This window comes from Prochlorococcus marinus str. NATL2A (assembly GCF_000012465.1).
GTDB lineage: Bacteria > Cyanobacteriota > Cyanobacteriia > PCC-6307 > Cyanobiaceae > Prochlorococcus_B > Prochlorococcus_B marinus_B.
Genome location: NC_007335.2, coordinates 19548 through 43221, shown reverse-complemented (window position 1 = coordinate 43221; position 23674 = coordinate 19548). Strand labels below are relative to the sequence as shown.

24 protein-coding genes are annotated in these 23674 nt (G+C 34.0%); 12 read left to right on the top strand and 12 right to left on the bottom strand.

Annotated features, from left to right (window positions below; genetic code table 11):
• Positions 1 to 188: 188 nt before the first annotated feature.
• The gene (locus PMN2A_RS00210) at positions 189 to 917 is read right to left on the bottom strand and encodes a hypothetical protein (RefSeq protein ID WP_011293999.1); all 729 of its coding nucleotides are present in this window, start codon (positions 915 to 917) and stop codon (positions 189 to 191) included.
• Positions 918 to 1445: 528 nt separating this feature from the next.
• Between PMN2A_RS00210 and PMN2A_RS09955 the strand changes: the two genes are divergently transcribed.
• Positions 1446 to 2654: a protein arginine N-methyltransferase gene (locus tag PMN2A_RS09955; protein ID WP_011293998.1), complete on the top strand. Its 1209-nt coding sequence runs from the start codon at positions 1446 to 1448 to the stop codon at positions 2652 to 2654.
• A 456-nt stretch (positions 2655 to 3110) separates the two neighbouring features.
• Here PMN2A_RS09955 and PMN2A_RS00200 read toward each other — a convergent pair whose 3' ends face one another.
• Positions 3111 to 3530 (bottom strand): HNH endonuclease, encoded by a 420-nt coding sequence (locus PMN2A_RS00200; protein ID WP_049752671.1) that lies wholly within the window; start codon positions 3528 to 3530, stop codon positions 3111 to 3113.
• 780 nt (positions 3531 to 4310) lie between these two features.
• Here PMN2A_RS00200 and PMN2A_RS00195 point away from each other — a divergent pair.
• The gene (locus PMN2A_RS00195) at positions 4311 to 6053 is read left to right on the top strand and encodes a class I SAM-dependent methyltransferase (RefSeq protein WP_011293997.1); all 1743 of its coding nucleotides are present in this window, start codon (positions 4311 to 4313) and stop codon (positions 6051 to 6053) included.
• A gap of 386 nt (positions 6054 to 6439) precedes the next feature.
• On the opposite strand, the gene guaA is transcribed toward PMN2A_RS00195, so the two are convergent.
• Together guaA and cbiD are read right to left on the bottom strand one after the other, a co-directional pair.
• The gene (guaA, locus tag PMN2A_RS00190) at positions 6440 to 8026 is read right to left on the bottom strand and encodes a glutamine-hydrolyzing GMP synthase (protein WP_011293996.1); all 1587 of its coding nucleotides are present in this window, start codon (positions 8024 to 8026) and stop codon (positions 6440 to 6442) included.
• Positions 8027 to 8092: 66 nt separating this feature from the next.
• Positions 8093 to 9238, bottom strand: a complete 1146-nt coding sequence (gene cbiD / locus PMN2A_RS00185; protein ID WP_011293995.1) for a cobalt-precorrin-5B (C(1))-methyltransferase CbiD — start codon at positions 9236 to 9238, stop codon at positions 8093 to 8095.
• 79 nt (positions 9239 to 9317) lie between these two features.
• Here cbiD and PMN2A_RS00180 point away from each other — a divergent pair, with 79 nt between their 5' ends.
• The gene (locus tag PMN2A_RS00180; RefSeq protein ID WP_011293994.1) at positions 9318 to 10472 is read left to right on the top strand and encodes a pyridoxal-phosphate-dependent aminotransferase family protein; all 1155 of its coding nucleotides are present in this window, start codon (positions 9318 to 9320) and stop codon (positions 10470 to 10472) included.
• A 23-nt stretch (positions 10473 to 10495) separates the two neighbouring features.
• Here PMN2A_RS00180 and PMN2A_RS00175 read toward each other — a convergent pair whose 3' ends face one another.
• Entirely contained in the window at positions 10496 to 10684 is a 189-nt protein-coding gene (locus PMN2A_RS00175; RefSeq protein WP_225866307.1) for a hypothetical protein, read from the bottom strand.
• 215 nt (positions 10685 to 10899) lie between these two features.
• Between PMN2A_RS00175 and PMN2A_RS00170 the strand changes: the two genes are divergently transcribed.
• Together PMN2A_RS00170 and PMN2A_RS00165 are read left to right on the top strand one after the other, a co-directional pair.
• Positions 10900 to 11322 carry a DUF6554 family protein gene (locus PMN2A_RS00170; protein WP_011293992.1) on the top strand — a complete coding sequence of 141 codons (423 nt, stop codon included), beginning with the start codon at positions 10900 to 10902 and terminating at the stop codon, positions 11320 to 11322.
• Between the two features lie 151 nt (positions 11323 to 11473).
• Positions 11474 to 11884: an HNH endonuclease gene (locus tag PMN2A_RS00165; protein WP_011293991.1), complete on the top strand. Its 411-nt coding sequence runs from the start codon at positions 11474 to 11476 to the stop codon at positions 11882 to 11884.
• Between the two features lie 3 nt (positions 11885 to 11887).
• On the opposite strand, the gene PMN2A_RS00160 is transcribed toward PMN2A_RS00165, so the two are convergent.
• On the bottom strand, positions 11888 to 12136 hold the full coding sequence (locus tag PMN2A_RS00160) for a hypothetical protein (protein ID WP_011293990.1): 249 nt from the start codon (positions 12134 to 12136) through the stop codon (positions 11888 to 11890).
• A gap of 8 nt (positions 12137 to 12144) precedes the next feature.
• Between PMN2A_RS00160 and PMN2A_RS00155 the strand changes: the two genes are divergently transcribed.
• Together PMN2A_RS00155 and pdxA are read left to right on the top strand one after the other, a co-directional pair.
• Entirely contained in the window at positions 12145 to 13041 is an 897-nt protein-coding gene (locus tag PMN2A_RS00155; RefSeq protein ID WP_011293989.1) for an SDR family oxidoreductase, read from the top strand.
• A 185-nt stretch (positions 13042 to 13226) separates the two neighbouring features.
• Positions 13227 to 14252, top strand: coding sequence for a 4-hydroxythreonine-4-phosphate dehydrogenase PdxA (pdxA, locus tag PMN2A_RS00150; protein WP_011293988.1), 1026 nt, complete (start codon positions 13227 to 13229; stop codon positions 14250 to 14252).
• Between the two features lie 10 nt (positions 14253 to 14262).
• Here the strand turns inward: pdxA and accB are convergent, their stop codons facing one another.
• A complete protein-coding gene (gene accB, locus PMN2A_RS00145) occupies positions 14263 to 14760 on the bottom strand; it encodes an acetyl-CoA carboxylase biotin carboxyl carrier protein (protein ID WP_011293987.1) in 498 nt (165 codons plus the stop codon).
• Positions 14757 to 15320, bottom strand: coding sequence for an elongation factor P (gene efp, locus PMN2A_RS00140; protein ID WP_011293986.1), 564 nt, complete (start codon positions 15318 to 15320; stop codon positions 14757 to 14759). Before efp ends, accB begins: the two co-directional genes overlap by 4 nt.
• A gap of 63 nt (positions 15321 to 15383) precedes the next feature.
• Between efp and PMN2A_RS00135 the strand changes: the two genes are divergently transcribed.
• Positions 15384 to 16460: a peptidylprolyl isomerase gene (locus PMN2A_RS00135; RefSeq protein ID WP_011293985.1), complete on the top strand. Its 1077-nt coding sequence runs from the start codon at positions 15384 to 15386 to the stop codon at positions 16458 to 16460.
• Between the two features lie 12 nt (positions 16461 to 16472).
• Complete coding sequence (thiL, locus tag PMN2A_RS00130) at positions 16473 to 17456, top strand: thiamine-phosphate kinase (protein ID WP_011293984.1); 984 nt, start codon at positions 16473 to 16475, stop codon at positions 17454 to 17456.
• A 15-nt stretch (positions 17457 to 17471) separates the two neighbouring features.
• Here the strand turns inward: thiL and gap are convergent, their stop codons facing one another.
• Positions 17472 to 18494: a type I glyceraldehyde-3-phosphate dehydrogenase gene (gene gap / locus PMN2A_RS00125; protein WP_011293983.1), complete on the bottom strand. Its 1023-nt coding sequence runs from the start codon at positions 18492 to 18494 to the stop codon at positions 17472 to 17474.
• A 149-nt stretch (positions 18495 to 18643) separates the two neighbouring features.
• Between gap and murC the strand changes: the two genes are divergently transcribed.
• The 3 genes from murC to PMN2A_RS00110 are packed head-to-tail and all read left to right on the top strand — an operon-like array spanning position 18644 to position 21392.
• Positions 18644 to 20128, top strand: a complete 1485-nt coding sequence (gene murC / locus PMN2A_RS00120) for a UDP-N-acetylmuramate--L-alanine ligase (RefSeq protein ID WP_011293982.1) — start codon at positions 18644 to 18646, stop codon at positions 20126 to 20128.
• A 3-nt stretch (positions 20129 to 20131) separates the two neighbouring features.
• Positions 20132 to 21007, top strand: coding sequence for a UDP-N-acetylmuramate dehydrogenase (gene murB, locus PMN2A_RS00115; RefSeq protein ID WP_011293981.1), 876 nt, complete (start codon positions 20132 to 20134; stop codon positions 21005 to 21007).
• 37 nt (positions 21008 to 21044) lie between these two features.
• A complete protein-coding gene (locus PMN2A_RS00110) occupies positions 21045 to 21392 on the top strand; it encodes a YbaB/EbfC family nucleoid-associated protein (RefSeq protein ID WP_011293980.1) in 348 nt (115 codons plus the stop codon).
• Here the strand turns inward: PMN2A_RS00110 and rsgA are convergent.
• Genes rsgA through dnaJ form a run of 3 tightly spaced genes read right to left on the bottom strand, consistent with a single transcriptional unit; the run spans position 21361 to position 23664 of the window.
• On the bottom strand, positions 21361 to 22299 hold the full coding sequence (rsgA, locus tag PMN2A_RS00105; RefSeq protein WP_011293979.1) for a ribosome small subunit-dependent GTPase A: 939 nt from the start codon (positions 22297 to 22299) through the stop codon (positions 21361 to 21363). The genes PMN2A_RS00110 and rsgA overlap by 32 nt on opposite strands.
• Positions 22292 to 22531, bottom strand: coding sequence for a sulfurtransferase TusA family protein (locus PMN2A_RS00100; RefSeq protein WP_011293978.1), 240 nt, complete (start codon positions 22529 to 22531; stop codon positions 22292 to 22294). The genes rsgA and PMN2A_RS00100 overlap by 8 nt, the downstream gene beginning before the upstream one ends.
• Positions 22532 to 22533: 2 nt before the next feature.
• Positions 22534 to 23664, bottom strand: coding sequence for a molecular chaperone DnaJ (gene dnaJ / locus PMN2A_RS00095; RefSeq protein ID WP_011293977.1), 1131 nt, complete (start codon positions 23662 to 23664; stop codon positions 22534 to 22536).
• Between the last annotated feature and the right edge of the window lie 10 nt (positions 23665 to 23674).

Genomic DNA, 23674 nt, shown 5'->3' with positions numbered 1-23674 from the left:
AAAGTTGCTTTTTGGATCTTTTGAATTATCCAAGTGTTTTGAGGCAAATCTGCCATAGCAATATTTAAGGAAATCCAACCAAATTAAAAACACAAGACAAATCTATTTAGTGAATGCTACAGAACTCAAAGAGAACTGAATTGCAATAGTTGGAAATTAGTTGATAATCAAATTCATGAGAATACTTCTTAAGATTCACTTATCTCAAGGGATGCCCTGGTTTCATCTACAAAATGAATTTCAAGTTCATTACTGAAGATGTCCGTGCCATTAGAGGGATTAACAAGGGGTAAATCTCTGTAGGTAAGCAAACAATCTTCCATATTTAATTCCTTTGATGAATAATTTCCCTCATGTTGTCCACCCTCTGTCCTAAACTCTCCCGCCTCGGTTCTCGACCAGATGATAAACCAATCCAGTTTTTCCAATTTTTCTAGTTTTGCCTCATTCGATTCGTGGTAGTCGTCAGAATCAAAAAACTCCATTATCGATGTCTCAACACTTTTACCATCAACTTCAATTCCCCCTTCATCCAAGTGGATTTTGTATTCCTCTGCACCATCCTCTTCAAGAAGAACTTCATTATTAAAAGTCTTCTGTGCTAAAGCCAACATCTCTTCTTTTCTATCGTCAAGAATCTTGCTGATAACAATGTCTTGATCCCATAGATGCTCATCAATAATGTAGCGAAGTGAGCCAAATCTTTCAGAAAGTGCCTTGTTGGCAGCATCTTTAGCAATCTTGGCTGCCTTTTCACAATCTTCATCAAGTTCTTGTTTAAGGCGTTTTAAGTCACTCGCTAATGCATCCATTTTTTTATAAAACTCGCCATAGTATTTTCCAGCTCTCGTTTTTTCAGTTGAGTAGAAAACTTTAATGTATTGAATGTCGCCATTGTAAGTAACTTCAAATGACATTTGATCCAAACTATCTCTTATTTAAATGATCACGTCTTTTTCGAAGCCTCGCCATAATTAATTCTTGATTGGAATACAAAGTTCAACCAAGCAAGCAATAATCGAGCGCATGGTCAGAGCAGAAAGTAAGTTTCTAGTTTGAAAATTAATCAGAAATTAAATTTATAAGTTTAGAGAAAGATTTCTACGACGTCGTTAAAATCAGAATTACAAGAATAAACATGAATAAAACTGAAAAGTAGAGGTTCTAGTTACTCCCACTCAATAGTTCCTAGCAAAACAAATAAGAATATAACTGGATTCTCAAGGATTATTGGATCGTGACAAACCCGTGACAAACTGAAAAAGTTCAGAGATAAACAGAGTTAGTTCTATTCTATGAGTTGATTTTCTGAATAATCGTAGAAAGTTCATTGAAAATATTTATTAACCTTCCTCTAAAAGTAATAAATGATTTTAGAAAGAATTAGAAAGGGACGAGATTAGGAGTAAGATCAGCAAAACCAAAAGAGAGAAAGATAAGAGAAGATGGATGGTTCTAGTCAAGAAGGAGAAAAAAAAAAGAAAGTCTATGAAGTAAAGACATTTCCAATTTCATTTGCTTTAGGAGAAAATCAAGAAAATATCACTATTACTACTCAAACTCCGTCTAAACCATCTAAAGAAAAAAAATTTCATAAGGCAAGAATGTTACATAAACAAGGAAAGATTGCAGAAGCAAAAAAATATTATCAACAGTTAATAAATGAAGGATTTAATGATCACAGAGTTTTTTCTAATTATGGAGTAATATTAGCGCAACTTGGTAAATTAAAAGAAGCAGAAATTTCTACTCGCAAAGCAATTGAAATGCAACCTAATTACGCAGAAGCACATTCCAATCTGGGAATCATATTGAATGATCTTGGTAAATTAGAAGAAGCAGAAATTTGTCAACGAAAAGCAATTAAAATTAAACCTAATCTTACAGGTGCTGCTTGGAATTTATATGGATTAGCGAATACTATTAAGGAAGCAGAGGAAAGGGTAAATCAAGTCTTAAAAATAGATGAAAATCATGTAGAAGCACAACTCCATCTAAGTGCGCTCAAATTACATCAAGGTGACCAATCATTATTTGATAATCTCACGAAATCCACTCATAAAGATCATGCTATAACCCGATCTATTAAATGGGTTGCTAATTTGCCGAAGTTACCTGAATTGTTTTTTTATAGATGGGCATTATTTGACAGTATGACCAAAAAAAGCAAAAAAGATAGACCTTTCTATGAATTTGGTGTTTGGCGGGGTGCTTCATTTAGATATCTAATTAATACTTTCAAAAAAGGTTATGGGTTTGATACTTTTGAAGGGCTACCAGAAGATTGGCATCACGAGGCACAAGGGACATATTCAGCAGAAGGGATCATTCCTAATATTGAGGGTGGAGAATTTATAGCAGGTAAATTTGAAGATACCCTTCCAACTTTTTATTCCAAACCTAGACCTATGGCATCAATTATCAATTTTGATGCTGACCTTTATTCTTCTACTCTCTGTGCCTTGAATTGCTCAAAACCTGTAATAGATAAAGATACAATTTTAATATTTGATGAGTTTATTATCAGTGAAAATTGGGAACAGGATGAATATAAAGCACTCAATGAATTTTGCTCTAAAAATAATTTAACTTATGAAGTGTTGGCAGTTTCTTATTTTGAAAAGCAAGTTGCTGTGAAATTAATAGGAGTTTAACTAAAAAGGTAAAACACAAACCAACATACAAAACTGAGCAAAGTTTGAAGAACAACATCCCACGAACTTCGCAGGCATGTATCAGTTCAGTGTTTCTAAAATACAAACTCACTACTTGCAAAACATTTAAGATTGTGAGTTTATAGAAAAATCAAAAAAAGAAATTCTTGCTTTTAATTTTCTATAAGTGTAGAGAAAATCAACTTTCTACGATTTCTCCATGGAGACTGTAAAAGTGTTCCACGTAAAACCCACGTAAAACTGACACTTCAAAACCCTAGTTATATCCTCATCATACCTCTCACGTAAAACCTACGTAAAACCGTATAAATCAAATTATCACTGGAAAGTAGACGTTACTATTACTTCCACTCTATAATCCAGCAAAAAATAATCGAGTAGTGAACTAGTGTCTCAAGGAAAGTTTTCTCACGTATAACATACGTGTAACCTCTTTTATCTCAACAAAAGTCGATGACGATACAGATATTTCTTCATTCCTTCAGTAACTATAATCTTCGCATTTGGACGAATATTAGTTTTTAAGTTGTCATCTTTAATGCTATTAGCAATTAAAATTTCGCCATCATCATTAAAACTAATTAGATGCTTATCAAAAAGTGCGTCATAAAGAGGAGAGAGTAAAATCCCATTCTCTACATCTAATCTTTCCTCATCAGTTGATAGTCGCCATGGAACTATATGACTTGCAATCAAAATCTGCTCTCTATCTATCGATGTGACAGCACATCTACCATTAAATTTTTTAATAAGTTCTTGCCTGTAATATCCTTGCCCTACTCTACTAATTACTAAACCTTGTCTTTCAGTTTTATCAGGTTTCAGATGTAGTTTCGTAATTGAAATGGGTTCCACTTCCCTTTCTGGTTCTGCGTTTACGGATTGAAGTCTAAATTGAATTGCTCTTCTATTCTTCCCTTCCGTATCAGGAGCTTGAATATACTTATAATCAATAAAATTAAGTTCTGCTTTTAATGCAATAAAGGTTTTTTCGTTTCCTGAAATAAAAATATTTTTTTATCATTTTGTCTATGATATTTGATTGCTTTATTGCCTCCTTTAAACTCCATATCACCTCTTTGCCCTTCACCTGTGTATAGGAAAAAATTATTATTTTCTACCCAACGATCAACATATCCATGCTCTTGTCCACGCTTAGAAGTAATTATTAAAATATAAGGATATTTCTGAGGAGTAGAAATTCCTCCTTACCTTTGCCCACTAGAAAAATTATGTAATTCTCTTCTCTTATATTCTCTACCTAATTGTAACTCTAATGATGACATTATTAGATATTAAATATTATTTATTCCCACTCAATAGCACCTGTGGAAAAAATTGAGTGGTGGACTCGGATTTCACCCCTTATTATACGGTGTGGAAGTGGTGTGGAAGTGAAAATGCCATTACTTTTTAGTTTTTTTGGTGTGGAACGATAAAATGTAGAGAATTAGTAGAGTATTTCTCTACGATTTCTTGTCACCACCTTACATTTTGTCACCTTGTCACCTGCTCTTTAGGTACAAAAATAATATATAGACCTACTTTTTATTCTCGCTCTGTAAGTAGTAACTAGTTTAAGAAAGAATTAATAGTAAACTTGTAAGAACTAAAAGAGAGCAAAAACAAGAGAAGATGGATAGACCTAATCCAAAAGAAGAAAGAAAGAAGAAAGTCTATGAAGTCATTACATTCCCAGTTCCATTTACTTTGGAAGTAATCAAAGAAAATATCACTATTAATACAAATACTGCTTCCAAACCCTTTAAGGAGCAAAGAATTCATAAAGCATTTGATTCTTATTTAAAAGCAATTCAGACCAATCCAACAAATTCTAAGAATTACATCTTAATCACAAGACTTTTAAGAGATTCAGATCTATCTCATTTAAGCAAATCAAACTTAAAAAATATATTAAATATTCTACTAGAAAGAAATGATGTGCCTCATAAAGAATTAGCAAATGTATTTAATTTTTTATATAGTGGTGAAATAATCAGTATTCTACAAAAATTAGATTCAGATTTTTCAAAAATAAAATTACTTCTCAATGATAAAGTTATTATTAATGCATTTAAAAAGATAATCTTCTGTAATCTTGAACTGGAGAAACTGCTAACCAAAGTAAGAAGAAATATGTGCGATTATATCTCTCGTAATATAGAGACTATTAATTACTTAGAATTACAATTCATTACTGCATTAGGAGAGCAATGCTTCTTGAACGACTATGTTTATTCATCTACTGAAGAAGAAAATATGTGTCTTAATACAATCATAGAAAGATGTAGAGATGGTCAATTAAGTGAAATAAATATTTCGATTTTATCTTGTTATTTTCCACTATATAAACTTCTTGATCAGATTCCATCTTTAAAATTTATTAATTCTTCTAATAAAAGTTTTAAAGAACTGATAGAATTACAAATAAAAGAACCTATCCAAGAAATTGAATTATCTAATGATATCAAAAAGTTAGGAACTATAAACGATAATATATCTCAAAAAGTAAAAGTTCAGTATGAAGAAAATCCATTTCCTAGATGGAGATATGCAAATTATTCAAAAAGTCTAAAAATATCTTTTACCAGTCAAATCAATAATGACATCAAACCTAATTATATAAATCAAACTTTACAAGATGGGCAATTAAAAGTTCTGATTGCTGGATGTGGAACAGGTAAGCAAATATTAGAAGCACAGAAGTATGAGAATTCTAAAATAACTGCTATTGATATAAGTTTATCTAGTATTTCTTATGCTAAAAGAAAGATGAATGAACTTGGAATTAATAATGTTGAACTAATTCAAATGGATATCTTAAAAGTTAATTTACTAGAGGAAGAATTTGATATTATTTTATGTTCAGGAGTTTTACACCATATGGATAATCCCTCAGAAGGTTTGAGAATGTTATTTAAGGTTTTAAAAAATAATGGTTTTCTTAAATTGGGTTTATATAGTGAACTAGGAAGAAAAGATATTGTTAAGGCAAGGAATTATTTTATCAATAAAAAAATTCAATCGAACGAAGAAAATATTCGTAATTTTAGACAAGAGGTTATTGGGAGTAAATTAAACTATTTAAACTCATTAAAAACAATTTCTGACTTCTATTCGTTATCGGAATTCCGAGATCTTTGCGTTCACACGCAAGAACATAGATTCACCATTAACCAACTACAAGAAACTCTCACATCAAATAAATTAAATTTTCTTGGATTCTTACTTCCAAAACCAATTAAATCTAAATATGAAGACTATTTCCCAGAAGATAGGAAGCAAACAAACTTACAAAACTGGGCAAAGTTTGAAGAAAAACATCCCACGACCTTCTTAAGTATGTATCAGTTCTGGGTTTCTAAAACGGAGAATTGACAATTTCCACAGAATAAAAATATTTAATCTTTCAGAGAACAATACCTTTCTACGATTTCTCTACGTAAATATGTCATAGTTGAATAGAGCAGAAATAAACTTTTGTTTTATATCAACCTGACATTTCAAAGGAGGACAAGATGAAGTCCTGAAAAAGGAGTAAGAAGTCGTCTTATAAAAGTAGTCAATTTAGTAACATATCTCGCAAAATAGTTATTTCAAAATAAATACTTTTTCTCCAACGTTTTCTCTACAAGTTCTCTACGGTTCAGGTGTAGAGAAAATGAACTATCTACGATGTCTTTACAGAGAAGGTGACAAGGTGACAAACAAAACCCACACAAAACCACCTTTTTGAGTGGTGGACTACGTTTTACTACCCTGAACTATTCCCACTCAATAGTTCCAGGGGGTTTACTTGTTATATCTAAAACAACTCTATTGACTCCCTCTACTTCGTTAACTATCCGGTTAGAAATTTTCTCTAAAACTGCATACGGCAAACGCGACCAATCAGCAGTCATCCCATCCTCACTAGAAACACAACGAACAACAATTGGCCAAGCATAAGTTCTTTGATCTCCCATTACTCCGACTGAATACACAGGCAATAAAACTGCGAAAGCCTGCCAAATTTTGTTATACAAGCCAGCATTATTAATTTCCTCTCTGACAATTAAATCTGCGTCTCTTAAACAATTTAGTTTCTCATGAGTAACCTCTCCTAAAATTCTTATAGCCAATCCTGGACCTGGAAATGGATGTCTTCGAACAATCTCATCTGGCAATCCCAGTGATTTACCAACTTTTCTGACTTCATCTTTGAATAAACGTCTCAAAGGCTCTACCAATTTAAATTGCAAATCTTTTGGCAACCCTCCTACATTATGATGACTTTTAATTTTAACCGCTATTCGTTCGCCAGTTTTTGGATCAATATTTGTTCCAGAACTTTCAATTACATCTGGATAAAGCGTACCTTGAGCCAAGTAATCAAAAGGGCCTAATCGAAGACTCTCTTCTTCAAAAACCCGAATGAATTCTCTACCTATAATTTTACGCTTTTGCTCAGGATCAGTTACTCCTTTTAATTGTGAAATAAATCTTTCTCTGGCATTGATGTATTCAACATTAATCTTGAACTTTTCATCAAAAAAAGACATTAAAAATTCTGGCTCACCTTTTCTCATAAAACCTTGATCAATAAACATGCACGTCAATTGAGGTCCTATTGCTTTGTTTAACAAAAATGCAAGAGTTGATGAATCAACACCACCAGATAGAGCCAATAAAACTTTTTTATCGCCTACATGTTGTTGTACTTGAGAAACAGCTTCATCTATAAATAAATTTGTTGTCCAATCCGGCTCACAAGAGCAAATATCATAGACAAAATTTCTTATTACAACCATTCCATGAGTGGAATGAACAACTTCGGGATGAAATTGCACTCCATAAAAGCTCTTATCATGCAAAGCAATAGCAGCCTCTAAAGTATTCGAAGTATGAGCTAATCTGACAAATCCTTTGGGTAATTTCTGAACTGAATCACCATGACTCATCCACATCGTTGAACCACTAATAACATTCGTTAATAACGCTGTTGGATCATCAACTTCTAAAGGAGCCTTTCCATATTCGGCTTTCCCAGCAGCAGGTTTTACAGATCCTCCTAGCTCATGAACCATTAATTGCATTCCATAACAAACACCAAGAACAGGAATTCCTAAATTAAAAATCTCTGGGTCACAATATGGAGCACCTTCTTCATAAACAGATCCAGGACCTCCGCTTAAAATAATTCCCTTAGGCTTAAGTGAACGTAATTGGTCAGCAGATGTTGTGTAACTCATAACTAATGAGTAAACCTCTGTCTCTCTAATCCTTCGAGCAATTAATTCTGAATATTGAGAACCAAAATCGAGAATTACGATTGCTGGATTACGTTTTTCAGCTGAAATCATTGAAGCCATATCAACCTGATGAATCCTTATAAAACATTCTTATCAAATAGACTAATTAAGAGAATAGAAATATGCCTATCGCTTAAGAATTAACCCCAAAGAATTAATCTGTTTTAAACCCTCAAGACCAGCCCAACGCATTTGTCTTTTACGATCAAATAAAACAGATCCTATTTCCATTGATGAAGACAAATATCTATTCACATAGCTTCTGCTTTTAATTTCAATTTCTTTAGCCATCCTGCTCCATATCAAAGACACAGCCTCTGGGTTACTTACTTCAAGCGTTAATAAAGCATTTTCCACCGATGTTGATTTACTTATTAACTCAATCAAATCAAATGAGATTCCCTCTCTGAATGCAATTGAAGTGAGTATTTCAATCCTTCCATCGGCAAGATGATGATGTGTATGAAAAACGCCGCCAGAAAGTTTTATGAGTTTTCCATGATATCCAAATAATAAAAGTTTCTTGACTCCATTTTCTGCAGCAGCAACCAGAAGAGGACCTAACCAATTCCCGGTTTTAATAATTTGATTAGCTGGAAGGCCATATTTCATCGCTAAATCCATTCCATTTTCACCAATCACAAAAGTCAAACATCCATCAAATTTTGCTTCAGAGCATTTGTGGTGCAAAAGCTCTTTAGTGTTTTTCAACTGATCTGGAGAAGCACTAATTTGAACCTCAGCCTGGGTCCCAATGAGTGACAATCCATCTACAACTCCAAAGGCTTCATTACTTGTCTTTGATGCACGATCTTTCCCTTCAGGTAAAATAATCTCAACTTTAATTGAACTACCTTTGGGTAAAAGAGGGTAAAGGTTAATACATAGCAAGTCACGCGCAAACTGAGAGATACATGGCTGACCAGATGATTGAAATTTACCTACTCCATAACCGGCATGAAAATCAAGCCAATCAGGAAAACCATTACGAACTTTCCCTTTAGATTGAAAACCTCCTTTACTTAATTGAATATAAGCCCAGATTTCTACTCCTCTTGTTATGTCAAGAGGCAATCCAGACTGACAATGACTGACTGCTAAAGATCTTTTACCGTTATCAAGTAAAGCAGAAGAAGAAATAGGTACCGAAATCGATTTTTCGTTATTTGGTAAATCAATTCTCTCTTTATCCCTAAATTTATTGCCAATAAGAATATTTGTTGCTGACTTTGCAGCAGCAACCACCCAAACGGGAAGAGTAAATTGATTCAAATCATTGGAAGAGCTGACGATAAAGGATATTACCTAAATAATTTTTTAAAATAATACTAATCTAGATTTGAATAAGTAAATGCAGGACAAACTCAATTTAATGATTCCTGGACCAACACCGGTCCCAGAAAATGTTTTGAGTTCTATGAGTAAACACCCCATTGGTCATAGAAGTGGAGATTTTCAAAAAATTGTTCAAAAAACAACTGAACAACTCAAATGGCTTCACCAAACAACTGCAGACGTCCTAACAATTACAGGAAGTGGGACAGCTGCAATGGAGGCAGGAATAATTAATACATTAAGCAAAGGTGATCAAGTCATTTGCGGCGATAATGGAAAATTTGGTGAAAGATGGGTAAAAGTAGCAAGGGCATACGGATTAGATGTAAAAGTTGTAAAAGCTGATTGGGGAACCCCTCTTGATCCAAATCAATTTAAGAGGATTCTTGAAGAAGACACCAATGAAAAAATTAAAGCAGTTATTTTAACTCATTCAGAAACTTCAACAGGAGTGATTAATGATCTTAAATCGATTAATAACGAAGTAAAAAATCATAGTAAAGCCATTACAATTGCGGATTGTGTAACAAGTCTTGGTGCATGTAACATCCCAATGGATGAATGGGGAATCGATGTAATAGCTTCAGGCTCTCAAAAAGGTTATATGATTCCACCTGGCCTGAGTTTTGTTGCTATGAGCAAAAGAGCATGGGAAGCAAATAATCAATCAAATTTACCTAAGTTTTACTTAGATCTAAAACAATATTTAAAGACAGTTAATCAAAATAGCAATCCTTTTACACCTGCAATAAATTTATACTTTGCTTTAGAAGCTTCACTAACAATGATGCAAAAAGAAGGGTTAAATAATATATTTGCCCGCCATGCTCGTCATCAAAAAGCAACGCAAGAAGGAATAAAAGCGATGGGTTTGAATTTATTTACAAAAGAAAATTTTGGAAGTCCAGCAATAACAGCTGTTAAGCCTGAAAATATTGACGCTGAAAGTATAAGAAAGGCAATAAAAAATGACTTCGACATACTCCTTGCTGGAGGTCAAGATCATTTAAAAGGAAAAATCTTTAGAATAGGACATTTAGGATTTGTCAATAATAGAGACATTATTAGTGTCATATCAGCTTTAGAAAGCACTCTTGATAAAATGGGCAAACTAAACGTCCCCACTGGCCAAGGAATTGCAAAAACAATTTCAGTACTAAATAACGAATAATATTTAAGCGCTCAACAAAATAACTATATTGTTTTAATTAGATGAAGCACTTGAGGTCCCACCCCACCAGCTCTTCTCTCCTTATCAAGTGCTTTCAAAATCAAGCCAGCACATGATTGCAAATCTCCTTCCTCCGCATACACAGATGCATTCTTAAAGAAAAAGCAAGCCTCTTTTAAAAATGCCTGTTTTTTCACTTGAACTGTATTCATTATTATTTTTGTAAACACAAAAAATATTGTTAAGTCACTATATCAAAAAATAGATATTAAGGTCATGTAAAAAAATCAAGATCAAAAGTAAAAAATTGAGTTCAATATTTTATATTGCAAAGATGAAGCAAAATAAACAAAAAAACTAATACTAACTAACGCTAGACAGAAGCAAGAAAAATAGATAATTTAAATTTGATAATCCTCTTAAAATCATGTCATTTGGGATAAAGCGAAACCTCTTACCAATTTCAATAATTTGTTTAGTCTGCGGCAGCACTTTAGGATTAAGAATTAATGCAGCAGTCACAAATGGAGCAGATATATATTGCTTTATGAGGAATGGGGGCAACACGCATGAGCCAAGCTGGGAAGCAGCCTATCAATTTATAAAAAATAAAAAACAAGGTTTATTCAAAACTTCACCAAAACAAGCTGCTTCCTTAATTGTTGAAGAAGTAGTTCAAAATCCTACAAAATATGAAGATTGCATTAATTATTTAGGCGATCTGTATACGGGTGAATCGAGTTCTATAGGGGGTAATAATGATAAAGACTTAACAAGTGAAGTAACTTCTTCAAGCCATAGTGCAGAGAAGACTCCTAAGGGGAAATATGTCGATCGTTATAGTTATTAATTATTATTAGTTTTATTTATATAAATATAAAATTTTTAGATCTAATTCTAAATCAATTAAAAAATAAATCTTATAAAATTTAAAATTGCTATTTCCGATACATTGACTTATCGGTCTATCAAGGCAGAATCCAAATAGCTAATTTCTACTTATGCACAATAGGGATGCGGTTTTCTTAGAAGATCTCTGTCCAAAGCTGCGTAATCGAAGATGGAGAAAATCATTACATGAATTTACCGGTAATAGTTGTATTTATTGTGGTAAAACATCAGAATCTATTGACCATGTTTTACCTAGAAGCAGAGGTGGATTGAGCATCACTGAAAATTGTGTGCCTGCCTGCCTCTCATGTAATGGAAGCAAAACAGATAATGATGCTTTTGAATGGTACAGAAAGCAACGTTTTTACGACCCAAGACGCTCTATGGCAATAAAAGCATGGACTGAAGGAGACATACTTTTGGCTCTAAGGCTTCTAAAATGGGCCCAGCCAAAACCTATTGAGAGTTTTAAAAAATCAAAATCCAAATTCAATGTCGATTATCATTGGCAAGCAGCTTAATTACTACCAAACTTGACAAGCAACAGAAGAATTATATTTTTCACAAATAGAAGCCAAATTGGAGGATTTTTCAGGGACAAGAATAATGCAAAAAAGAAAGCAAATTGATGCAAGTAAAGGTTTTATAAGGTTTTGATTTTTCTCTTGTAAAGATATTTTTTTATCTTTCCTTAATTTCCTAGCTCCATTAATGGAATTCAGACTAGGCTTGAAATAGGAAGCAACCATTGCTAAATAATCAACATAATACATTTGTACTAATGATTCAAGAGATTGTCAAGCGATCTAGGCCTCTACCGCCTAAATCAAAATTAATCATATTTGGAGGTGGCTTTAGTGGACAAAGAATTGCGAGTGTAGGAAGGCATTTAGGAGTAAAAGTTTTATGCAGCAGGAGAAGAGAGGGTAGCAAAGGAGCTGATTTTATATTTAATACTGATCAAGAATTGTCTAATGAAATTTTGGAGGGAGCAACACATATCTTAAGTTGCATACCTCCTTTATTAAGTGGAGAAGATCCTGTACTTCTTAAACTTAAAACTCAATTACTAAATTCAAAAAAGATAAAATGGGTGGGTTATTTATCTACTACTGGTGTATACGGAGATTCAAAAGGGAACTGGGTCAATGAAAATACGCCTCCCAACCCTCAGCAAGATAGAAGTATTCGTAGATTGTCTTGTGAAAAACAATGGTTAGACACAAAGCTTCCCATTCAAATCCTTAGATTGCCAGGAATTTATGGACCTGGAAGATCTGTTTTTGAAAGCCTGTTAAATGGAACAACAAAAATGATCGATAAACCAGGTCAAGTTTTTTCAAGAATTCATGTCGATGATATTGCTGGATCTGTCTTATTCTTAATTAATCTCTATTTTCAAGGGAAAACTCCATCCATAGTGAATGTAGCTGATAACTTGCCAGCCAATAATCTTGACGTAATTAATTTTGCAGCGAAAATAGCCAAAAAGTCTCTACCATCAAGAGTGCCTTTTGAAATCGCACAAAAAACAATGAGTCCAATGGCAATATCTTTTTGGCAGGAGAATAGAAAAGTTGATAACAAGTTATTATGTAAAAAACTTGGCTATTCTCTAATTTATCCAGATTTTAAATCTGGGTTAAAAAATTGTTTCTTACAACTAAAAATAAATTAATAGTCTCTATTTTTCAACTTATCATTAGCCCATGTATTTTAAATAGTCACTTTAATTTAGTTTAATAGATAATGAAATTCTAATGAAGTAAATCCAAGATTATAAAAACTTATTCCAATCTATTCCAAGCCAACTATTACAAATAACTTGGCTAAAAAATCAAAACCCCAAGAAAACATCAAAACATGCAAAAATCTCAACTTACAAAAGAAAATAGAACTACACTTATTATTTCATTAGGAGATCCGGCAGGAATAGGGACTGAAATAACATTAAAAGCTCTTGGATCTAAAAGCCTAAATAAAAATATAAAGCCTTTACTTGTAGGATGCAAAAATAATATTCATGAAACCTATTCAAAATTAATTAAATATGGAATAGATAATATTCCCGATCCAAACAAACTTCATATTATTGATATCCCTTTAGAAAATAAAGTTATTCCAGGAATAGTTGACGAATATACTGGGTCTGCAAGCTTTAAATGGCTTGTGAATGCAACTAATATACTTTTAAAAGGAAAAGCTAATGCTCTAGTAACAGCACCTATTTCTAAAATTGCTTGGCATAAAGCTGGGCATAAATTTGCAGGTCAAACTGAGTTATTGGGTAAATTAACTAACAAAAAAACATCTATGCTTTTTACAGCAATTTCACCAAATAATGGATGGAGATTTAATACTTTATTAGCTACAACACATATACCACTTAATAAAATAAATGATACTTTAACCAAAGAATTGATTAGACATAAATTAGATACCTTGTTGAATTTCTGTCGTAAGTTCAAAGAGAAGCCATCAATACAAATAGCCGGCTTAAATCCACATGCTGGGGAAGAAGGAAAAATTGGTATGGAAGAACAAAACTTAATTATTCCTATTTTAGATGAATGGAAATTAGATAATCCAGACATAAAAATTATTGGGCCCATCCCTCCAGATACCTGTTGGATTTCATCAGTAAATGCATGGAATGGGGCCTCAATTAAAAACAATGCACCTGATGGAATACTCGCTTTGTATCACGATCAAGGTCTGATCCCTGTCAAGCTAATTGCTTTTGATGAAGCCGTTAACACAACTCTTGGGTTGCCTTTTGCAAGAACATCACCTGATCATGGGACAGCTCTTGATATTGCAGGAATGTTCAAGGCAAGAGAAAAAAGTATGGTTGCAGCATTGAATAACGCTTGGCTTCTGTCTCAATAAGTAAAAACTTTTACACAGGTTTTAATCTCATTAAAACTTGACCAAACTCGACTGGTGTTCCGTTCTCTACAAGAATTTCAATTACTTCACCACTTACCTCTGATTCTAATTCGTTCATTAATTTCATTGCTTCAAGAATACATACAGCCTGCCCCACATTGATTCTCGATCCAATCTCCACGAAAGGAGGCTCTTCTGGGCCTGGTGCACGATAAAAGGTCCCAACCATAGGAGCAGTTACTTCAACCAAGTCAGAGCGTGAACCTGGCACTGAAGGAGGCGGAGTGCTAGGTACTGGAAGAGTGTCAATTTTAGATTGAGGTGGTGGTGATTCAATATCGTCTGAAGTGATTTTCTTATTAGAAGCTATTGAATCTGATGAAGTCTCAAGATTACGTTTAACTTCCAGGCAAAAGTCTTCTCCCTCAAGTCGAAACTCTTGAATGTCACTCTCAGCTAAAGTGGCCAACAAGCGATGAAGCTCTTCGTGATCAAGATTCATAGTCATTGTGTCTCTCGGCCTAGATAACTGTCATTTCGAGTATCTACTCGAATTTTCTCACCAATTGAAATAAATAATGGGACCATAACTTGGGCTCCTGTTTCCAAGATTGCAGGCTTTGTTCCTCCAGAAGCAGTGTCACCTTTGACGCCAGGATCAGTTTCTTTTATTTCTAAAACAACTGAGTTGGGCAATTCAACTTCAAGAGGTTTTTCATTCCAAGACACTACATTAACCTCCATCCCTTCCTTTAGATATTTCCTGCTTTCACCAATTTGTTTAGCTGTTAGACGCGTTTCTTCATAAGAAGTCATATCCATAAATACAAAATCATCTCCGTCCATATATGTGTGTTGCAACTTTGATTTCTCCAAAAGAGCTTGTGGAACCATTTCTCCAGCTCTAAAAGTTTTTTCGACAACATTACCGCTCACAACAGCCTTTAATTTGGTCCTAACAAACGCAGAACCCTTTCCAGGCTTGACATGTAGAAATTCTATAACACGCCAAACTGCACCGTCTAACTCGATCGTAGTGCCAGTGCGAAAGTCGTTACTTGAAATCATTCACACAAAAGATACCAATCGATCATAAGTCTGTGCCAAAGTCATGCAAAACATAGAATTAACATGGCGAAAAAGATTTGCATTCTTGCCCTGATAACAATCCTATTTTCTTTAGGCTCTCCATGGGTTAACCCTGCTTTTGCAAGTCTTCCTAATGGTAATCGATTGAAAGATCCATACGCAATATTAAGAAATTCTTTACCGATTGAGCAAAAAGAATTACGTGAATTACAAAACAAACTAGAAGACACCAGTCAGGATCTTCGAGGAAGTCGATGGTCGGCTATCAGCAAAGCCACTTCAAGAAGTCAATTTTTAGTAAGTAACAAAAAAAATCAAATTCTTGACTCAATGCCGGCGGAAAACAAAGAAAATGCATCTAAACTAATTTCTAATTTAAAAGAAGAGCTTGATGAGTTAGGGCAAATAGCGAACGAAAAAAATAAAGTCTCATTTCTTGACGTAAGGCGTCAAAGCTTAAAAACAATTGATGAAATTGAATCTCTTCTTATTACAAAAGATTTCCCATATCAAATACCCAGTGAATATAATAATTTACCAAGACTTTTAGGTAGAGCAAATGTAGAAATTAAAACATCAAAAGGAAGTATGAATGCAATTATTGATGGTTACAATGCTCCACTTACAGCTGGTGCCTTTATAGATCTTTCAATGAAAGGGTTTTACGATGGTTTACCAATCAATAGGGCTGAAGAGTTTTTTATTCTTCAGACTGGGGATCCTAAAGGAGAAACGATTGGATATATAGATCCTGATAATAATGAGTTGAGAAGAGTTCCATTAGAAATAAGAACATCTAGCTTGGAAGATACACTTTATGGCGAAACTTTTGAAGACGTTGGTCTTTACACTGAGACTCCAGTACTTCCATTTGCAACTTTAGGAACACTCGGCTGGGCGCACTCTGACACTGATTTAAATGATGGTTCGTCGCAGTTTTTCTTCTTCTTATACGAAGCCGAATTAAATCCAGCTGGACGTAATCTTATTGATGGAAGAAATGCAGCTTTTGGCTACGTAATAGAAGGTGCAGAAATATTAAATAAACTTGGAGTAGATGATAAAATCATATCGATTACAGTATTAAATGGTTCAGAAAATCTAAAACTTAAAGCTTAAATTCGAAATAAAGTGACAACTACTATTAAAGATTTAGGTGAAATAGAATTACTAAATCGTTTAAAAAAATATATGAGCTGTGGGCAAATAGATGATGATGTCGCAGAAATAAATACAAAAAATAAAAGTTTATTAATTAATACTGATTTACTTGTAGAAAAAATTCATTTTTCTGATGAAATATCTAATGCTAAAGATATTGGCTGGAAATGTATTACCACAAATATTTCTGATCTTATTTGCAGCGGCTCAGAAAATATAACTTCCTTTACTGTTGGACTTGTTTTGCCGCCAAACACACATTGGAAATGGGTTGAAAATCTATATGAAGGAATGTTGGAAGCGATGCAAGAATTTGGAGGAGAAATAATCGGTGGAGATTGCTCGAGCGGAGAAACAAAAATGATTTCAATTACAGCAATTGGAGAAATGAATCTCCCCAGACTACATAGAGGAAATGCTTTACCTGGAGATTACATTGTTAGCACTGGATTTCATGGATTAAGCAGGCTTGGCTTGGCCCTTTTAACATCCCAGAAACTACCAAGTGAAGCCCAATTAAGTCCTGAGCTGATTAATAGGGCTATCAACGCACATAAACGCCCATATCCTGCTTTAGAAGCACTCAAAGCCTTAATAGCATGTAAGCCTGAATCAATTAGTTGGAGAGCCGCAGGAACTGATAGCAGCGATGGACTAATTGAATCAATTAGAGGTATTTGCCAAGCCAGTAATTGTCAAGCAGTTTTATCAAAAACTTCTATTCTCAAAGATACTGACTGGCCAAAAGATGATATTTGGGATGAATGGCTCCTGAATGGGGGTGAGGACTATGAATTGATACTAAGTCTTCCTAAAGAATGGGCAAAATCATTATCAAATAAATTAAAATCTGCCAAAATTATTGGGTTTATTAAAGAAGGTAAACCCAATATTTTCTGGGATAATTTAGAAAAAACTAAAATTGGCCAATCAAGTCTATTTCGACATTTTTAACGCTGGAACTTAGTTTTACTTCCATTTTTGGGCAACAATTTCAGCCAAGTCAACTACCCTTTGACTGTAACCCCACTCATTGTCATACCAAGCTAAGACTTTGACCATATTGTCATCGATGCACATTGTTAATGCTTCATCAACAATGGTTGATTCATTCGTTCCCGCATAGTCAGTAGAAACCAGAGGCAAATCACCATATTTAATGATTCCTTTCATTTCTCCCTGTGAAGCGGTTTTAAGTAATGAATTGACCTCTTCAGCACTAGTTTTACGTCCTGATTCAAAAACCAAATCAACCGCAGAAACATTAGGTGTAGGGACTCGCATCGCAATACCAGTTAGTTTCCCTTTCATTTGTGGATAAACAAGAGCAACAGCCTTTGCCGCACCAGTTGAAGTAGGGACCAAATTCATTGCTGCTGCTCTTGCGCGACGTAAATCACGATGAGCATTGTCAAGAATTCTTTGATCTCCCGTATAACTATGAATCGTGGTCATTAAGCCTTTATTAATCCCCAACTTTTGATCTAAAACTTTTACGATTGGCGCTAAACAATTGGTGGTGCAACTTGCATTGCTAAGGATATCAAAATCTTCATGAGAGTATGAATCAGCGTTAACACCAACTACATAAGTACCTACACCATCACCCTTCCCAGGTGCAGTAAGAATTACCTTCTTGGCCCCAACTTGTAGATGCTTACTAGCACCAACATCTGTATTGAATACACCTGTTGACTCAATTACTAAATCAATTCCCCACTCTTTCCAAGGAAGATTTAAAGGGTTTCTATCTGAATAACATTTTATAGTTTTGCCATTAATTTGAAATGTATCGTCCGTATGTGAAATTTCGGCGTCTTTAATAGCACCTAGAATAGAGTCATATTTGAGCAAATGTGCACAAGTTTTTGGATCAGAAGTGACGTTAATGCCGACCACTTCAATATTTGTATTTGCACCCCTACTCAGCCAACAACGCATAAAATTGCGTCCAATTCTTCCGAATCCATTAATCGCTACACGCAAAGTCATTTCAAAAACGGTAAAACCGCACAAGCTACTGGCCGCTGATCATACAGAACGATGATCATTTTCTGTGCATTTTGAAAAATAATTGAAGCGTTAAGGAAATAAAAAGTACAAAAACTCTCTAATTCTTTAAAAAATGTGCCTTTATATCAATGAAGAGTTATCTTTCTAACGACACTGAAGCGAAATTGAAGAAGACAAAGGACTTACCACCTCATATTCATTTTATAGGAATCGGAGGTATTGGTATGTCTGCTCTAGCAATGATTCTCGCTCAAAAAGGATATTCAATATCTGGCTCTGACCAGAAAAAAAACCTAACTTTAAAAAAATTAGAAGAAAACAAAGTCCACATCTTTCCAACCCAAGTAGAATCGAATATTGATGAAATTCTTAAAGTCCATGGGAAAAACATATTAGTTGTTAAAAGTTCAGCAATACATCAAGATAATTTTGAATTATGTAAAGCAAAAAAATATAATTTAAAAATCAAGCATCGTTCTGAAATATTAGCCTTTTTAATTGAACAAAAAAAATCAATAATCGTCTCAGGATCTCATGGTAAAACAACTACAAGTACTTACATTACAACATTATTTTCATATGCAAATAAGAGTCCGACGGCTATCATTGGCGGCATTGTGCCTCTCTACAAAAGCAACTACAGTTGTGGTAATAGTGAATTTTTAATCGCAGAAGCAGATGAATCAGATGGATCATTAGTAAAGTTTAATCCAAATATCGGATTAATCACGAATTTAGAACTTGAACATGTTGATCATTATCTAGATCTAGAAGATTTAATAGAAACAATGAAACAGTTTGCTCAAAAGTGTGAATGCCTGATTACCAATTTTGACTGTGATAATCTTAGAGATAATATACATGGTTCTAAATGGTTTTCGATTCAAAAAATTATTAATATAGATTTTGCACTGATCCCGAAAGAATCTAATGGATGTGAAATTATTGCGGAGTATTATGAAAAAGAAAAGTTTATTGATGTTATAAAAATACCTGTTCCTGGAATACACAATTTAAGCAATGCAGCAGCTGCTATAGCTGCATGTAGAGTTGCTGGCATTCTTTTCAAAGATATAAAAAAAGGAATTGAAAAATTGAAGCTACCTTCAAGAAGATTTGAATTTAAAGGATTATGGAGAAACAGATTAATAGTTGAGGATTATGCTCATCATCCGAGCGAAATTGATGCTGCAATATCGATTGCATCTACTATTATTGAGACAAAACATAAACTCTCAAAAATATTACCAAGAAGAATAGTTACGATCTTTCAGCCGCATCGATATAGTAGAACTAAAAAGTTTCAAAAGGAATTTGCAAAAAGTCTAAGTAAATCTGATTTAGTATTTATAACTCCAATTTACTCTGCTGGAGAAGATAAAATCGAAGGAATAAATAATAAGAGTATTGGACATGAGTTAAAAAAAATCAATCCGAACCTAGAAATATATACTCCAGATAACAATCAAAATTTGATAAAACTAATAAAAGAACAGACAATTGAAAACGACTTGATTTTAATTATGGGCGCAGGAGATATTAATCTAATAAGTGAAAATCTATTTTTAGAGTTAATCAATAATAAATTAATCAGCAATGATATAGCCGCTTAATAAATGAATTCCATTAAATTAGAGAAAAATATTTCCTTATCAAATTTCACTACTTGGGGAATAGGTGGTCCTGCAGAATGGATTGCTCAACCAAAAAATATTGAAGAACTTAAATATGTAATTAATTGGACAAATAAGAAAAAAATTCCTTGCAGTGTTATTGGTGCTGGATCAAACCTTTTAATCAATGACAAAGGAATTAAAGGTTTAAGTCTATGTATGCGTAATTTCAAAGGAATTGAAATTGATAAAAATAATGGAATTATCGAAGTCCTTAGCGGTGAAATGCTTCCTACTTTGGCCAGAAAAGCTGCTGCAAGTGGACTTCATGGCTTCGAATGGGCTGTAGGAATACCAGGAACAATTGGTGGGGCAGTAGTTATGAATGCAGGAGCACAAGAACATTGCATATCTAGCTATCTCGAAAGTATTACAACGCTATCTTTGACAGGTGAATACCAAAGGATCAAAGGAAAAGATCTAAACTTTGGATACCGACAAAGTCTGCTTCAAAATGAAAAATTAATTGTCGTATCTGCTCGACTCAAGCTGGCATCAGGTCATGCAAAAGAAATTCGACAGGTTACAAATGAAAACTTAAATCATCGATTAAAAACTCAACCTTATCAAGCTCAAACCTGCGGCAGTGTTTTTCGTAATCCAGAACCTTTGAAAGCTGCAAAATTAATTGAAGAACTTGGTTTAAAAGGATTTCGTTTTGGTGGAGCTGAAATATCTAAAATACATTCAAATTTTATAATTAACGCAAACCAAGCTTCCTCTAATGACGTCAGAGAATTGATTAAATATGTCAAAAAAAGAGTTTTTGATTCTTATGGAATCTTGTTAGAAACAGAAGTTAAACAATGTGGCTTTTAAATTTAAACCCTAAACTCAATAACAATAGGAAATTCTCATGGCTGGATTCGGACTACCAAATTTTGGACAACTCACTGAAGCTTTCAAAAAAGCACAACAAATTCAGCAAAATGCCCAAAAACTTCAAGAAGAGCTTGAGGTTATGGAGATAGAAGGAACAAATGATGACAATAGGGCAAAGATATGGATGTCAGGGAATCAAAAGCCTTTAAGAGTAGAAATTGACCCTTCTCTTCTTTCTGAAGGAAAAGCAATAATCGAAGAAGCCATACTAGATGCTATGAAATCTGCTCACGAAGTTTCAACTTCGACTATGAAAGAACGAATGGAAGATTTGACCGGCGGGTTCAAACTTAACCTGCCTGGTATGGGAGAGGAGAATTAATCATTTCTTCAAGGTTCTGACGATAAAAAGGATATCTTTCAAGATCCTTATCAATTACACAACCAGGTTCATCTCTATGCAAACAATTTCGGAACTTGCATTGTGAATTGCTTAACTGAGTTCGAAACTCTGGGAACAAAAAAGCAAAATCAGATGGCTCACATACTATTTCCGGACGATTAAACCCCGGCGTATCAGCAAGAAGTGATCCATTTCCAATAGCAAAAAGTTCCACATGCCTAGTCGTATGTGTACCTCTCTTTAATTTTTTTGAAACAGATGAAGTAGGTAGTGAAACAGTTGGGATTAAATGATTAATTAAACTTGTCTTTCCTACTCCAGAAGGACCAGCAAGAACAGTTAATTTTGTTTTTCGCAATCGTTCTATTAATGAATCAATACCCTGAGAATTATGTATAGATACTGGTATACAATCATACCCCCAAGATTTAAATTTATTTATATATAAAATCAAATCATTCTTTGTAATTAAATCTATTTTGGTTAAAATTATCAATGGCTCTATATTTGCACATTCAGCTGTTAATAAAAAACGGCTTGTTTGCTCCATATCAAATAAAGGCTCGTCAGCTGAGATGCAAATAGAAACTAATGTAACATTTGCCACTGCTGGACGCTTTAAGAAACTTTGTCTAGGCTCTACATCAGAAACTACAGCTCGTTTGTTTTTATAATCTATAGACTCGACACAAACTATATCACCTACATCTATAAATAAACCTTGATAATTTAATTTACTTCTTCGTATACATAAAAGTCTAATTTTCCCGTAAAATTGATCAAATGAATGATCTTTAAAATTTTTATGGTCAATCTCTACGATTAAAAAATTTGCCTTAAGTGCAACAACAATACCTTTTAATTTATTAGATTTATTTTTATTCACTCGATACTATCAAAGTCACTATTTTAGAATCTTTATTCAATATTTTTACTTTATAACCCTTCTCTTGTAAACCATCAATAACACTAGTTTCAGCTTCGCCTATGTCAAGGTCAACTTTTAAAACTTGATTTGACGATAAGTTTTCTAAAACCAGACAACATTTAACAAAATTTACTGGGCAAGCAAGGCCACTCAAATTTAAATAATGATCAATGAAGATATTTTTTTCCACTATTATTTGCCAAATAACTTACTGAATAAGCCACTTTTATGATAATGATGTTGAGGTCCACGTGCAGAGTAATGTCCAGCTAATTCTTCTAATAAATTTCTTTCAGAATCTGATAATTTTGTAGGTAATTTAATCTTTACTGAGACTTGATGATTACCTCTAGCAACTGGATTGCCTAGTTTCGGCACTCCTTTATTTTCTAAATTCAAAATAGAGTTAGGTTGGGTTCCTGCTGGAATTTGCAACTTAGTAGGGCCATCTACAGTTTCTATTTCAATAGTATCTCCTAAAATTGCCTGCAGGTAACTAATATTAACTTCAGATAAAATTATCAATCCATCTCTCTTTAAATTAGGATGATTTTTAACTTTTAAAAAAACATATAGATCTCCCGATGGACCACCCTTTAATCCAGCATTACCCTCTCCTGAGACTCTTAATCGTGTTCCGCTATCAACTCCAGCAGGAATATTAATTTTTAATTTTTTTCTTACTTGTTTAACCCCTTTCCCTCCACAAGCATTACAAGGATCTTTAATCACTTGTCCAGTACCACCACAGGTTGGACATTCAGCTACTTGAGTAAAACTTCCAAAAGGTGTACGAGTCGCTCTTCTTACTTGACCTGCACCACTACATGTAGAACAAGTAACAGGACCAGTGCCTTTCTTAGCCCCAGTGCCTCTGCAAACATCACAAGTTTCTAAATGAGGGACCGTAATCTCTTTTTCTTGTCCAAAAATAGCTTTATCAAAATCAATCGTTAGGTCGTAACGTAAATCGTCTCCTTGTTGTGGTCCTCGTCTTTGAGGGCGAGAACCTCCAGCTGAACTAGCACCACCAAAGCCATTAAAAAAGGTATCAAACAAATCTGCAAAGCCGCCCATGTCTCCCATATCCGGCATGCCAGCAGCTCCACCTATTCCAGCTTCTCCAAATTGGTCGTAACGAGCTCGCTTTTGAGAGTCGCTTAAAACTTCATATGCTTTGCCTATTTCTTTGAACTTATCCTCTGCACCCGCTTCCTTGTTGACGTCAGGGTGATATTTCCGAGCTTGCTGTCTATAAGCTCTTTTTAAAGTGTCAGCATCAGCATCTCTGCTGACACCCAATAGATCGTAAAAATCAGCCATTAGTACATTT